The 12,023-nt window shown below is 60.1% G+C and carries 10 protein-coding genes and 4 pseudogenes; 8 read left to right on the top strand and 6 right to left on the bottom strand.

What is annotated here, in order from left to right; genetic code table 11:
- Positions 1–6 precede the first annotated feature (6 nt).
- Complete coding sequence (locus tag AC07UI_RS13840) at positions 7–1,197, top strand: (R)-mandelonitrile lyase (RefSeq protein WP_494993011.1); 1,191 nt, start codon at positions 7–9, stop codon at positions 1,195–1,197.
- Here the strand turns inward: AC07UI_RS13840 and AC07UI_RS13835 are convergent.
- Complete coding sequence (locus tag AC07UI_RS13835) at positions 1,185–2,078, bottom strand: LysR family transcriptional regulator (protein WP_494993010.1); 894 nt, start codon at positions 2,076–2,078, stop codon at positions 1,185–1,187. The genes AC07UI_RS13840 and AC07UI_RS13835 overlap by 13 nt on opposite strands.
- 174 nt (positions 2,079–2,252) lie before the next feature.
- On the opposite strand from AC07UI_RS13835, the pseudogene AC07UI_RS13830 reads away from it, so the two are divergent.
- Positions 2,253–2,507: pseudogene (locus AC07UI_RS13830) on the top strand (IS30 family transposase); the annotation flags it as partial.
- 1 nt (position 2,508) lies between these two features.
- Positions 2,509–2,640, top strand: a pseudogene (locus AC07UI_RS13825) (3-methyl-2-oxobutanoate hydroxymethyltransferase); the annotation flags it as partial.
- A 52-nt stretch (positions 2,641–2,692) separates the two neighbouring features.
- On the opposite strand, the gene amrS reads toward AC07UI_RS13825, so the two are convergent.
- The 3 genes and pseudogenes from amrS to AC07UI_RS13810 form a co-directional block, all read right to left on the bottom strand.
- Positions 2,693–3,781 carry an AmmeMemoRadiSam system radical SAM enzyme gene (amrS, locus tag AC07UI_RS13820; protein ID WP_494993009.1) on the bottom strand — a complete coding sequence of 363 codons (1,089 nt, stop codon included), beginning with the start codon at positions 3,779–3,781 and terminating at the stop codon, positions 2,693–2,695.
- 211 nt (positions 3,782–3,992) lie between these two features.
- Positions 3,993–4,283 carry a hypothetical protein gene (locus AC07UI_RS13815; protein WP_494993008.1) on the bottom strand — a complete coding sequence of 97 codons (291 nt, stop codon included), beginning with the start codon at positions 4,281–4,283 and terminating at the stop codon, positions 3,993–3,995.
- A gap of 185 nt (positions 4,284–4,468) precedes the next feature.
- A pseudogene (locus AC07UI_RS13810) lies at positions 4,469–4,942 on the bottom strand (MaoC family dehydratase).
- 386 nt (positions 4,943–5,328) lie between these two features.
- On the opposite strand from AC07UI_RS13810, the gene sorA reads away from it, so the two are divergent.
- The 3 genes and pseudogenes from sorA to AC07UI_RS13795 form a co-directional block, all read left to right on the top strand.
- A complete protein-coding gene (gene sorA / locus AC07UI_RS13805) occupies positions 5,329–6,570 on the top strand; it encodes a SorA family sulfite dehydrogenase catalytic subunit (RefSeq protein WP_494993007.1) in 1,242 nt (413 codons plus the stop codon).
- 11 nt (positions 6,571–6,581) lie between these two features.
- A complete protein-coding gene (sorB, locus tag AC07UI_RS13800; RefSeq protein ID WP_494993006.1) occupies positions 6,582–7,220 on the top strand; it encodes a SorB family sulfite dehydrogenase c-type cytochrome subunit in 639 nt (212 codons plus the stop codon).
- 76 nt (positions 7,221–7,296) lie between these two features.
- Positions 7,297–7,428 (top strand): annotated as a pseudogene (locus tag AC07UI_RS13795) (AMP-binding enzyme); the annotation flags it as partial.
- A gap of 24 nt (positions 7,429–7,452) precedes the next feature.
- Here the strand turns inward: AC07UI_RS13795 and AC07UI_RS13790 are convergent.
- Complete coding sequence (locus AC07UI_RS13790; RefSeq protein WP_494993005.1) at positions 7,453–8,166, bottom strand: cupin domain-containing protein; 714 nt, start codon at positions 8,164–8,166, stop codon at positions 7,453–7,455.
- A gap of 69 nt (positions 8,167–8,235) precedes the next feature.
- The gene (locus AC07UI_RS13785) at positions 8,236–9,093 is read right to left on the bottom strand and encodes a GNAT family N-acetyltransferase (protein WP_494993004.1); all 858 of its coding nucleotides are present in this window, start codon (positions 9,091–9,093) and stop codon (positions 8,236–8,238) included.
- Between the two features lie 240 nt (positions 9,094–9,333).
- Here AC07UI_RS13785 and AC07UI_RS13780 point away from each other — a divergent pair, with 240 nt between their 5' ends.
- Both AC07UI_RS13780 and AC07UI_RS13775 read left to right on the top strand, forming a co-directional pair.
- A complete protein-coding gene (locus AC07UI_RS13780) occupies positions 9,334–10,806 on the top strand; it encodes an aldehyde dehydrogenase family protein (RefSeq protein WP_494993003.1) in 1,473 nt (490 codons plus the stop codon).
- Between the two features lie 536 nt (positions 10,807–11,342).
- The gene (locus AC07UI_RS13775; RefSeq protein ID WP_494993002.1) at positions 11,343–12,011 is read left to right on the top strand and encodes a haloacid dehalogenase type II; all 669 of its coding nucleotides are present in this window, start codon (positions 11,343–11,345) and stop codon (positions 12,009–12,011) included.
- Positions 12,012–12,023 lie beyond the last annotated feature (12 nt).

Raw genomic sequence — 12,023 nt, 5'->3', positions numbered from 1 at the left:
GTCCTCATGAAGAACACCTTGATAGGCATCGCGGTGTGCGCCGCGGCCCCCTTTGCCGACGCCGCCGACGCCGCCGACGCCGCCGGTGCAGACAATGCCAGTGAGTCCCGGACGGCGCAGCAGATCAGCCGGGCGGGCACTCAGGCGGCGGTTGCGGGACCTACGGATTATTTCACCGGGCGGGTACGTGTCGATCCTTTGTTTCCCGCCACGGACGAGATCAATGCTTCCGGCGCTTATGTCAGCTTCGAACCAGGCGCGCGCTCGGCCTGGCATACCCACCCCGCAGGACAGCGACTGGTGGTGACTTCCGGCGTGGGACTGGTCCAGGAATGGGGCAAGCCGATACAGCAAATCCGCCCGGGTGACGTGATCGTCTGCCCTCCGGGCGTCAAGCACTGGCATGGCGCTGCTGCGACGAGCGCCATGACGCACCTGGCCGTGACTGGCTCGGTGGATGGCAAGAGTGTGCAATGGCTGGAGAAAGTGACTGACGAGCAATACAACGCCCAAGGTTCGCAGGCACCGAAAGCCGTGCCGGCGACCCAACCGGTGTCCGAGACGCTGTCCGCCAGGCAACAGGCCATCCCGTTGATGGCCGCCGCCATGGCCACGAGCAACATGTCCGGGCTCAATACCGCGTTGAATCAGGGGCTGGATGCGGGCCTGACGGTCAGCGAGGCGAAGGAAATTCTGGTGCAACTCTACGCCTACAGCGGTTTTCCACGCAGTCTCAATGCACTCGGCGAGCTGATGAGTGTGGTCCAGGTACGCAAGCAACGCGGCGTTCAGGACGATCCGGGGCGCGAGCCCGGTCGGGTCATTCCCGTCGGCGATGAACTCCTGGCAGCAGGCAAAGCCAATCAGACGCGAATCGCCGGTGCGCCTGTTCAGGGCCCGCTGTTCGACTTCGTTCCCGTCATCAACCAGTACTTGCAGGTGCATCTGTTCGGCGACATCTTTGAGCGTGACAACCTGGACTGGCAAAGTCGTGAGCTGGCGACGGTTGCAGCGCTGGCGGTCACACCTGGCGTGGAGGCACAACTTCGCTCGCACATGGCTGCCAGTCTACGGGTCGGTTTGACAGCTTCACAGTTGCGCCAACTGATCCAACTGCTGGCCAACCAAGGTGATGCTGCTGCGGCCAAGCGTGCCGGCGAAGCATTGGACACCATCCAGGCCAATCAACCCAAGTAGCGCAAGGCTTCGCGCAGCAACGTGAAAGCCGGTGAACTCTGGCGCCGGCTCGGATAGTAGAGGTGGTAGCCAGAGAACGGTTCGCACCAATTTTCGAGTACGCGAATCAATCGACCCTGCGCAACATGTGCCTGCACCAGATCCTCCGGCATATAGGCCAAACCCAACCCTTGGAGGGCGGCCTCCAGGCGCATGGCGATGTTGTTGAACACCAGCTGGCCTTCGACCCGAACGTTCAGTTCTTGCCCGTCTTTCTCGAACTCCCAGAGAAAGAGACCGCCGTAAGTCGGCATGCGCAGGGTGATGCAGTTGTGCACCATGAGGTCACTCGGGGTGACCGGCTTGGGATATCGGGTGAAATACGCCGGGGAGCCAACCACCGCCATCCGCATGTCAGGGCCGATGCGCATCGCGATCATGTCCTTGGCTACTTGCTGACCTAACCGTACGCCGGCGTCGAACCCCTCCGCCACGATGTCGGTCAGGCCGTAGTCGACGATGATTTCGATATTGAGATCGGGATTGTCGGGCAGCAGTTTCGCTAGCACCGGATGCAACAGCGTGATCGCCGAGTGCTCACCCGCCGTGATGCGCAATTTGCCGGCCGGTTTGTCGCGGAATTCGCTGAGCAAGGCCAGTTCACTGTCGATTTCTTCAAACCGGGGGGCGATCACCCGCAGCAAATGCTCGCCAGCTTCGGTGGGGGAGACGCTGCGAGTGGTGCGGGCAAGCAACCTGACCCCCAGTTGCTCCTCCAATTGACGCATTGCCCGGCTCAAGGCCGGTTGAGACATGCCGAGCCTGGCGGCGGCGCGGGTGAAACTGCGGTCTTGGGCCACGGCCGAGAAGATTGCGAGTTGATCATAGCTTGCGACGGTCATTTATATGCCCCTGTTATGAACAGTCTGCGATTATGCCATCTGGGCGATTGATCGCCCGGTAGCCAAGCGAGCGAAGAATAAAATATACCGACCGTGACTATCCGCTTTTGGCTGTGGATTCAACCGGTCGATGCAACACTACTAAATTCTGTGTAAGCAGAAGGAATGTTGCAGATGAAGCAGAGACCTCGGATCTATTACACCGAAAGCCAGAAAAAACTGATGTGGGATCACTGGCGCAAAGGCGACTCTCTCCAGCAGATCGCCCAACTATTTGAACGAAACCACTCATCGATACAACGCATCTTGGCGGAGACAGGGGGGATCAGGCCCGCTGTACGCCGCAGGTCCGGATTGGCGCTGACGTTGGCTGAACGCGAAGAGATTTCGCGTGCAGTGGTGGCAGGTAACTCGATCCGCTCCATAGCCGCGTCAGCTGGTTGAGGCCGCCCGAACTCTGGAGAAGGCCGGGGCCGCGATGCTGTTGGTGGAATGCCTGCCCAGTCCTTTGGCCGAACAGATCAGCCAGGCGGTGCGCATCCCGGTCATAGGTATCGGCGCACCCATGTGATCGGCGCGCTCGTTGCTTGCTATTGATGGGACGCTGCCCCTGCTCAGAGGTCAGGGTTCAGCCGCAACGGAATTCTGCGCTGGCCGAACGCGCCGGTATATTGCTCGAAGCGCCCGGCGATGGGGGAGTCGCACTGCGGACAGCGACCGCCTGCCGTCACCTGGTAGTGCAGGATGCGGTGCCAGTCACGCACGATCAATGGCTCGCCGCAGCCCGGACAAGCAGTCGTGCCGCCTTCAGCATCATGTACATTGCCCGTGTAGACAAAGCGTAGCCCTTGTGCACAGGCTATCTGTCGGGCGCGGGTGAGCGTCGCCGCCGGAGTCGGCGGCGTGTCGAGCATCTTGAAATCGGGGTGGAAGGCGGTGAAGTGGATGGGCACATCCGGGCCCAGCTCCGTGAACACCCAGGCGCACAGTGCCTCGATTTCACCATTCGAATCGTTGTAGCCCGGAATCAGCAAGGTGGTAATTTCCGTCCAGACGTCGGTTTCATGCTGCAGATAGACCAGGGTATCCAGCACTGGCTGCAGATGCGCGCCGGTGAGCTTGAAATAGAAGTCGTCGGTAAAAGCCTTCAGGTCGACATTCGCCGCGTCCATCACCGCGAAGAATTCGCGCCGGGGCTCGTCGTGCACATAACCTGAGGTCACTGCCACCGTCTTGATGCCGAGCGTATGGCAAGCGTTTGCTGTATCGATGGCGTATTCAGCAAAGATCACCGGATCGTTGTAGGTGAAGGCCACGCTGCTACAGCCCGACCTTTGCGCAGCCAGGGCTATCTGCTGCGGGCTGGCCTGATCCATCAGACGGTCCATGTCCCGCGATTTGCTGATATCCCAGTTCTGGCAAAACTTGCAGGCGAGATTGCAGCCCGCCGTGCCGAAGGAGAACACCGCCGAGCCGGGGAGGAAGTGGTTGAGCGGTTTCTTCTCGATAGGGTCGATACAAAAGCCGGATGAGCGGCCGTAGGTGGTCAGCACCATCTGCCCGCCTTCGCGCATGCGCACGAAGCAGGCGCCGCGCTGTCCGTCCCGCAGCTTGCAGTCACGAGGACACAGGTCGCATTGAATTCGGCCATCGGGCAGGTTGTGCCACCAGCGGCCGGAGTAATGTCCAGACAGGTCATTCATAGCCAGGTTCCTGCCGCTTGCTGACTGTGTCGCACGCCAGACGGATATCTACATGCCAGAATCGGCGGGCGCGTTTCAGCCGTGTGCACTCCTCACTTGTGGGCAAACGTACAAAACTTCAGATCGGTGGCAGCCTGGCTGCAGAGTGCCCAGGATCGGCAAAAGCAATGCCTGCGACAGCGATATCGTCGTGAGGGATCGCAAGGGCGCGCTAATTGATCTGCACAATGACCGGACCTTCCGTTACGACCGGCGGGTTCGCGTGGATATGCGAGGCATTTTTCTGTATCCAGTCGCGCGCGACTTTCAAGCTCTCATCGGTGCCGGCCTTGTCCGTGCAAACAGTCACCGATATACCGCCATCACCCGTATTGAGCAGTGTGTAGCTAACCAGGCCAGGCACTTTGCGCAGGGTAGATTCGACGTCGGCCTTGCGCTCTTCCAGAAAATCGAAAAGCTGCTTTGCTCCAGCACCCAAGTAGGTTCTTACAACCGTATACATATGAATCTCCTTTGTGAGTTACCGTCTGAATGCCAATCCAGTTTCGCTGATGGCCGCAATCACTTGGGTTTCAGTTCGTCCCTATTTATTCAGCTTAGCCAAACGCCGGCGACAAGCGAAATGCAACGACCATTGGCTGCTCCTGGCCGATTCCCGCCTTTCACGACTGACCGGAGTCGACCCGGTCATTCACCAGGGGGCGCCACAGCATTTGTGGGATCACCTTCAGCAAGCATCTGCGTCAGGATTTCTCGCTCCTTCACGCCAGGCACGACGCCGCTGGTTTCTGCTTCCCGTACGGTGAAGCCTTCTTCGTTGGTCATCGTGATAGTCGCTGAGGCTCGGCCCTGTTCATCCATTTCCTTGATGAGCCAGTGGCAGCGGATGGTGCCACCGGCATAGACCGGCTTCTTGAAGTGGAAAGTCATGCCGGACGCCAGCCAGCCGATCTCGGTGACCAGACTTGCCGTCAGCAGGCGATGGGAAATCGGCGCCCTGAAGCGGCGGGCCTCGGCGTAGCGCGCATCGAAATGCACCGGGTTGTAGTCCCGGGAAATCCTCGCGAAGAGCTAAATGTCTTCCTCGGAAAAGAGTCGGGAAACCGTGAAGCTATCACCCACGTGCAGCCCTTTTGCGGCGCGCTGTCTGAAGCTGATCACTGAATAATCCTTCGTCGTGGTTTTTATGGATTGGCCACTCATCGCACGGGTAGCGGCAAGGGAGTGTTCAATAAATAAGAAATGAATTAACCGCCCAGGCCACTAGCTATCCGGTCAGTACTCCGTTGAACTTTCTGCATCGACGCTTTGAAGGCATTGTTTTGATGACGGGCTCGCTATACTTCACGTGTCGGCATCATCTGTCATCAAATGTTAAGTCACTGACGCTCAATGAAAAGCAGGCGCTTTGTGCGTGACGATACTGGCTTGGTCACCGAAGTCGGTCAGTTAATCGAAAACCCGCTTTTACATTACGTCGGATACCTCTCCGCCTTGACGGGGGGCTGTCAGTTGCATCTCAGTAAAACAATCCTGGAGAGAGCAGCATGAAGTTCAGTCTTGTTGATAACGGCAACCCCAGCCGCCGGCGCGTTCTACGCGATGCCTTCGCCTTGGCTCTGGCAGCTTCTCCATTGGCAAACCTCGCCAGGGCAGCCGACGAAACACCGGAAGAAGTGACCTTTGCTGCCGGCCCACGACCGCTGGTGCAATACCCGCAAAAACGACCGTTGACCCTGGTGACCAGCCGCCCACCGCACCTTGAGACGCCATTCCCCGTCTTCAACGAAGGGCCCATCACGCCGAATGACGCCTTTTTTGTGCGTTACCATCTGGCCAATATCCCTACCAGCATTGATCCGGACAGCTATCGTCTGACGATCAAGGGCTCGATCAACACGCCGCTGTCACTTTCCCTTACAGAACTCAAGGCCCTCGCCGAACCGGTAGAAGTGGTGGCCGTCAATCAGTGTTCGGGTAACAGCCGTGGGTTCTCGATGCCGCGCGTGTTCGGCGCTCAGCTGGGCAATGGTTCAATGGGTAATGCCCGCTGGGTGGGGGTACCGCTCAAGGCGGTATTGGAAAAGGCAGGGGTGAAAGCCGACGCCAGGCAAGTGACATTCCGTGGGCTCGATAAGCCAGTGTTGCCGAGCACGCCGGAGTACATCAAGGCCCTGGACATCAGCCATGCCATGGACGGCGAGCCCATGATCGCCTGGTCTATGAATGGTACCGACCTGCCATTTCTCAACGGTTACCCGATACGTCTGGTGGTGCCAGGCTATTTCGGCACGTACTGGGTCAAGCACCTGAGTGAAATCGAAGTCGTCGACCACACCTACGACGGTTTCTTTATGGCTAAAGGCTACCGCGTTCCGGACAACGATTGTTTCTGCGTCGCCCCCGGCACCACTGCGGCGCAAACGCGGCCGATATCCAAGATGCCGGTACGCAGTTTCATCACCAGCGTCAAACACGGCGATGTGTTGCCGCTGAAAAAAAGCGTGGTGCTCAAGGGCATTGCGTTCGACGGCGGCGTTGGAGTGAACAAGGTGGAAGTGTCGATCGACGGCGGAAAAAGTTGGCGAGAAGCCAAGCTTGGTGCGGATCTTGGGCGTTTCTCCTTCCGTGAGTGGACGTTGCCGATCACCTTTACCAGCAAGGGCGCCACACAGTTAATGGTACGAGCCAGTAACAGTGCGGGCGAAACGCAGCCGCTGCGAGCCGACTGGAACCCCGGTGGCTACCGCCGCCACGTCGTAGAAACCAGCCACGTGACCGTCGCCTGAGGGGGCCCCGCATGAAACGCATGACCACCTTGCTGTGCGCGGCTCAGGTTTGTTTGGCTGCCATGGCTAGCGCAGCGCCACTATCGATCACGTTGCCGCCCGAAACGGCTGTGCTCAAGCCCAATGCGCTGCCTGGCTACCAGTTGGCCCAGCAGAAATGCTCCACCTGCCATTCTGCCGACTACATCAACTTCCAGCCTCCCGGCATGAGCCTGGCGCAGTGGACTGGGGAAGCGAGCAAGATGCAGCACGTGTATGGTGCTCCGATCAGCGATCAGGATGTGAGCATCATCGGCGCCTACCTTGCGGTGACCTACGGGAGTGCCCATGCCAGCGATGCCGATGTGCAGGCTGCCTCGAACCCATCGCCAGGCCAGACCCCGACGGCGCCGGTAACCAAAGTCGACGCCATGGCCTTGCTGCAGAGCAACTCCTGTCTGTCCTGCCACGCGATCGATCATAAGGTCGTAGGCCCGGCCTATCACGATGTGGCTGCCAAGTATGCCAATGACCCGCAGGCACTGGCCAAGGTAACGTCCAGCATTCAGCACGGCAGTACCGGCAAATGGGGGGATATCCCGATGCCGCCTTTCGCGCAGTTAAGCCCGGACGACCTGCAAACCCTGGCGACTTTCGTACTGCATCAGTAAGCCCGGTCCCGGCTCGGCCAGATACCTGATGGTGTAATGCAGCCGAACTCAAAACGCTGTGGACGCCGAGTACTGTCTGGAACTGGAGAGCCTGATCAGCAAACACTCCGCGCTGATGTGGGTCGCGGTCGTGGGCATTGCCGATAAGCAATGGGGTGAACGCCCCATGGCCCTGGTGGTGTGCGAGTCGGGGGCATACCTTGACCGAGCACATTGGCTTCCCACACCGGGTTTATTTAACGGCATAAACCTTTCGTACATACCGAGTGCTTTTCCACGCGCACGGCGTACCTTGCGCTACGAACACGGTGTCACCGGTGTTGACCGTCAGGCTCGTTCCGTCGGGAGCCAGCAGGGTGACGCTGCCTTCGATCAGGTGCATCAGCTCATTGAGTTTGTGCGCTCGAGTATGGCGTTCGTAAGGTGTCGAGTCCCAGACACCCACTCGCAGGTCTGTTGTGTCGTCTTCGAAGGCATTGCGTGACCGGCACTGCGGAGCGGGCCCGATCAGTATGTGTGGTTCCGGTGCCGCCGAGGGCGACAGCATCGCCTGCGGGTCGAGCGCTGTCAGTCCTGGTGTCGGGGCAGCGGTGGGGCGGGTTACCGCGCAGAATGCCCACTGAGTGTCGATTTGCGCCTCGATCCGCAGCGCGGTCCCGCGACCGATCACTGCGCTGGCTCCGATCCCCAGTTCCAGCGTCTGCCCCGGGGATTGCAGTACGACGTGGCCGGCGTGGACCACGATCACTTCGGTATGTGGAAAATCATCAATACTGAGCGCGCCGGACGCATGCACGGTCCCCGCAGATACCCCATCGGGTCCGGTGTAGGCGACCTGACGACTGTCCATAAACGGATCGATGGAGCTCAAAGGCGCTGCATTGAAGGAGGTAGAAACACTGCTGCCGTCGGCGCGGGCCAGCAGCATAAGGGTAGGTTGGGACATACGGGTGACGCTCCATGGAAACAGGGTGTAGAGGGTGTTGGGTGCAAGTGGCTGTATCGCGCACCGTTGTCAGCCAATGGCTTGGGTCACGAGTGCGAACTGCCGGACGCCGTTGAGCGCTTGCGGCGGTGTGCCCCGTGACATTTGCGCCACGGTGTCGACCTGTTTGAGGCCAGCCAGCCCTAGCCACTCGTTCAAGCCACAGTCGGCCGGAATGTCGATGCGCACGAAGGCATCCGGCACTTGGGCCAGCAACACCGCGATCAGGTGTTTGGCCTGTTCGAGGTTTTCTGCGACGACCGGGCCGATGCAGCGACCGCGGCCGAAGGGCCGCAGCAGGGCGAAGGCGCGCAATTGGCCGTCGCGCTCGATACCCACCGAGTGCTCGACGATATCGAACAGATCCGTGAGCACGGCTTGCCGGTCCAGCCCGCTGCCGGCGTTGGCCAGGAAAACTTGCTGAGCCCGATCAGACTCACGTAGTGGGCGGCATTGCTCATCGTCTGCCAGCGGTTCGGGTGCGGGTGCTTGCGCCTGGCCTTGATGCTGCTGAACCCGGCCGAATTCGATAAAGCCCTGGCTGGCGTAAAGCGGCGCACCGGCAAGGGTGGCGTTCAGCATCGGGGTACGTGATGTGCAGGCTTCAAGTGCCTGTTCCATCAGCTTGCGACCGATGCCCTGGCCCTGATAGTCGTTGCTGACAATCACCAGGCCGATCGTCGCGAACTCACCCTGAGGGCAGGCGAAAGCCGTGCCGATCAGACGCTCGCCGTCCAGGACCACAAAGCCTTCGCTGACCCGCTGCAACATGGTCCAGTCTTCCAGGCGATGGGGCCACTTCAACTGCACGGACAAGGCATGGGCCGAGGGCAGGTCGGCGGCCGTCATCGGGCGATAGACATAAGCAGATTGTTGCGAGGCGGACATGGCGAGTCTCCGTTGGACAGTGTGCGCGATCAACCGCTTTGCGGCGCGATGGAGCCTGTATCCCATCTGTGTGAAGGCCTGACAAGGGGGGCTGGAACATTCGGCAGATTCCGCACGCCCGAGGCCGGAAGACCACACTTACTACTTAATTGCACACTAAGGTCGGCAGCAAATGCTTGGGCTTTTTTTCTACGATGGAGGCCTGAGTTCACGACTCGCCGTCCCTTTTTGGAGTGCTCCATGGATAGCTTCGATCCTCGTCTTATCGCTGTGCGCAGCGCTCATTTCATCGCCGGAAAATACCGCGATGCTCAACCGGGGCTGGAGGTCGTGCGACCGTCGGACGGCCAGGTCTATGCCCAACTGCCGATCGCCGATGCCGACCTGGTGGATGAAGCCGTCAACAATGCCTGGCAGGCTTTCAACCGCAGCGATTGGGCAAGCCGCCCACCCCGGGAGCGGGCGCGGGTCATGCGCCGCTGGGCCGACCTGATCGAAGCCGATGCAGCCGTCCTGGCACCGCTCGAAGCGGTGGGCTCGACCCGTCCCCATAAAGATGTGATCGCCTGGGATATTCCCTATGTGGCGGAAGGCATTCGCTTCTTTGCCGAACTGGCGGACAAGCACGGCGGCCATGTTGCAGCGACCCAGACGGATCGGCTGGGCATGCAGATCGCCGAACCTTACGGCGTCATCGCCGCCATCGCGCCGTGGAATTTCCCCCTGAGCATGGCCTCCTGGAAAGTTGCCCCGGCATTGGCGGCAGGTAATGCCGTGGTGCTCAAACCGTCGGAATTGACGCCGTTCTCCAGTCTGCGCTTTGCCGAGCTGGCGTTGCAGGCGGGTATTCCGGCCGGGATCTTCAACGTGGTCCAGGGCGATGGTCGCGTCACCGGCGATGCCTTATGTCGCCACCCGCGTGTGGCCAAGGTGACCTTTACCGGGTCCACGGCGACCGGGTCGAGCATCATGTCCACCTGTGCACTGACAGGACCGAAACCGGTGACACTGGAACTCGGCGGCAAGAGCCCGCAACTGGTCTTCGCCGATGTGCCGGATATCGCGAAAACCGCTCGCACCGTGGCGCTGGCCATTACCGGTAATGCCGGGCAGGTCTGCGTGTCCGGTTCGCGGCTGTTGATCCAGCGTTCGATCATGGAACCGTTTATCGCGCACTTGCAGGCGTATTTCGAGGAGCTGCGTCCAGGTCCGACCTGGTCGAGCGAGAGCACGCTGTCACCGATCATTTCCCGTTTACAGGCCAGCCGCATCGACGGTATCGTCCAGCGCTCGCGTCAGGCCGGGGCCGAGGTACTGACCGGCGGCGGATTGTTCGAGGGCCTGGGCGGTGCTTATTACCAGCCAACCTTGCTGGCCGGTCTGGATAATGAGAACCCGGCGGTGTGCGAAGAAATCTTCGGCCCGGTACTGACGATCCAGGCGTTCGATGATGAAGAGCAGGCACTGAGCCTGGCCGCGCATGCCACCTACGGCCTGGCGGCGGGTGTGCACACCGCCGACATCAACCGCGCCCTGCGCCTGGTTCGGCGCCTGGAGGCGGGAACGGTGTGGGTCAATCGTTACGGGCGCAGCAATGACTACATCCTGCCGACCGGCGGCTACAAACGCTCCGGCATCGGCAAGGACCTGGGGCGAGAAGCGTTCGAAGCCAATTTGCGATTCAAGAGTGTGCTGATCGATATCGCTGGCTAACCCGCCGATCAATTAACGAACGACGTAATCCGTAGCAGCTGCCGAGCCTGCGAGGCTGCGTTCGGCTGCGAAGCAGTCGTAAACCTGGTGTGCGGGATCTGTCTGATGTACCGCGAGTTCTGATTTTGCGACTGCTGCGCAGCCGGACGCAGCCTCGCAGGCTCGGCAGCTGCTACAGGGATCGTAGGCAGGTTTCAAACCGCACCCAAACGGGCGCTTCCTCAGGGAAGCGCCCGTTTTCGTTCGGCCCGGCGCAGGTTCTGCGGCACACAAGTGTGTGCTTGAGCCCCGCGGGGTAACAAGGATCCATAAGAGCGCACAAATACGGGGTTTGCCCAAGGCTGGAGCGAGCCGCAAAGTCTGCTGAGGGGGGGCGGTAAAACGGTGGTTTGTATCAAGCAGAGGTCGCTTTTAACGCCATCTGCTGATTTCGCGGTGTTGTAATGACGGTGTGCTGCAAGGTTGCATCACAGCTTCGGCAACGGAGCGAATGCTTGTCACGCCATGACCTCAACGAACTTTCAGGACCGCACTCAATGAGCTTTCTTCGCCCCAAATTCATTACGTTCGACTGCTACGGTACGCTGACCAATTTCCACATGGGAACGATGACTCGCGAACTATTCGCCGATCGAGTCGTGCCCGAGCAGATGGATCAGTTCGTCAAGGACTTCTCCGCCTATCGCCTGGACCAGGTCATGGGTGACTGGATGCCGTATGACGAGATTCTCAAGACCGCCCTGGCGCGGACCTGCAAGCGTTGGGGGATCGAATACCGTGACGAAGGTCAGCTGTATTACGACGCCGTGCCAACCTGGGGCCCGCACCCTGACGTACCGGCCGGCCTGTCGAAAATCGCCGACAAGATCCCTCTGGTGATTTTCTCCAACGCCAGCAACAGCCAGATCATGTCCAACGTCGACAAGCTTGGCGCACCGTTCCACAAGGTCTTCACCGCCGAACAGGCTCAGGCCTACAAGCCTCGTCTGGCGGCATTCGAGTACATGCTCGACAACCTCAACTGCGGCCCGGAAGACATCTTGCATGTCTCTTCCAGCTTCCGTTACGACCTGATGCCGGCCCACGACATGAAGATCAAGAACAAGGCCTTCGTCGCCCGTGGCCACGAAGTCCCGGCCAATGCGTTCTATGGCTATCAGCAGATCACCGACATCGGCGGGCTGGCCGCGCTGGTCGGTCTCTGAGTCGTAAGGGTA

Source organism: Pseudomonas sp. GW821-FHT04C07 (genome assembly GCF_059420325.1).
The sequence above is the reverse complement of the archived record's forward strand: the minus strand, read 5'-3'. Positions and strand labels throughout refer to the sequence as shown.

What these genes read in the sequence shown, in the direction of transcription:
- AC07UI_RS13840 (WP_494993011.1), top strand. Translation starts at nt 7, where the DNA reads ATGAAGAACACCTTGATAGGCATCGCGGTGTGCGCCGCGGCCCCCTTT.
- AC07UI_RS13835 (WP_494993010.1), bottom strand. Translation starts at nt 2,078, where the DNA reads ATGACCGTCGCAAGCTATGATCAACTCGCAATCTTCTCGGCCGTGGCC.
- amrS (WP_494993009.1), bottom strand. Translation starts at nt 3,781, where the DNA reads ATGAATGACCTGTCTGGACATTACTCCGGCCGCTGGTGGCACAACCTG.
- AC07UI_RS13815 (WP_494993008.1), bottom strand. Translation starts at nt 4,283, where the DNA reads ATGTATACGGTTGTAAGAACCTACTTGGGTGCTGGAGCAAAGCAGCTT.
- sorA (WP_494993007.1), top strand. Translation starts at nt 5,329, where the DNA reads ATGAAGTTCAGTCTTGTTGATAACGGCAACCCCAGCCGCCGGCGCGTT.
- sorB (WP_494993006.1), top strand. Translation starts at nt 6,582, where the DNA reads ATGAAACGCATGACCACCTTGCTGTGCGCGGCTCAGGTTTGTTTGGCT.
- AC07UI_RS13790 (WP_494993005.1), bottom strand. Translation starts at nt 8,166, where the DNA reads ATGTCCCAACCTACCCTTATGCTGCTGGCCCGCGCCGACGGCAGCAGT.
- AC07UI_RS13785 (WP_494993004.1), bottom strand. Translation starts at nt 9,093, where the DNA reads ATGTCCGCCTCGCAACAATCTGCTTATGTCTATCGCCCGATGACGGCC.
- AC07UI_RS13780 (WP_494993003.1), top strand. Translation starts at nt 9,334, where the DNA reads ATGGATAGCTTCGATCCTCGTCTTATCGCTGTGCGCAGCGCTCATTTC.
- AC07UI_RS13775 (WP_494993002.1), top strand. Translation starts at nt 11,343, where the DNA reads ATGAGCTTTCTTCGCCCCAAATTCATTACGTTCGACTGCTACGGTACG.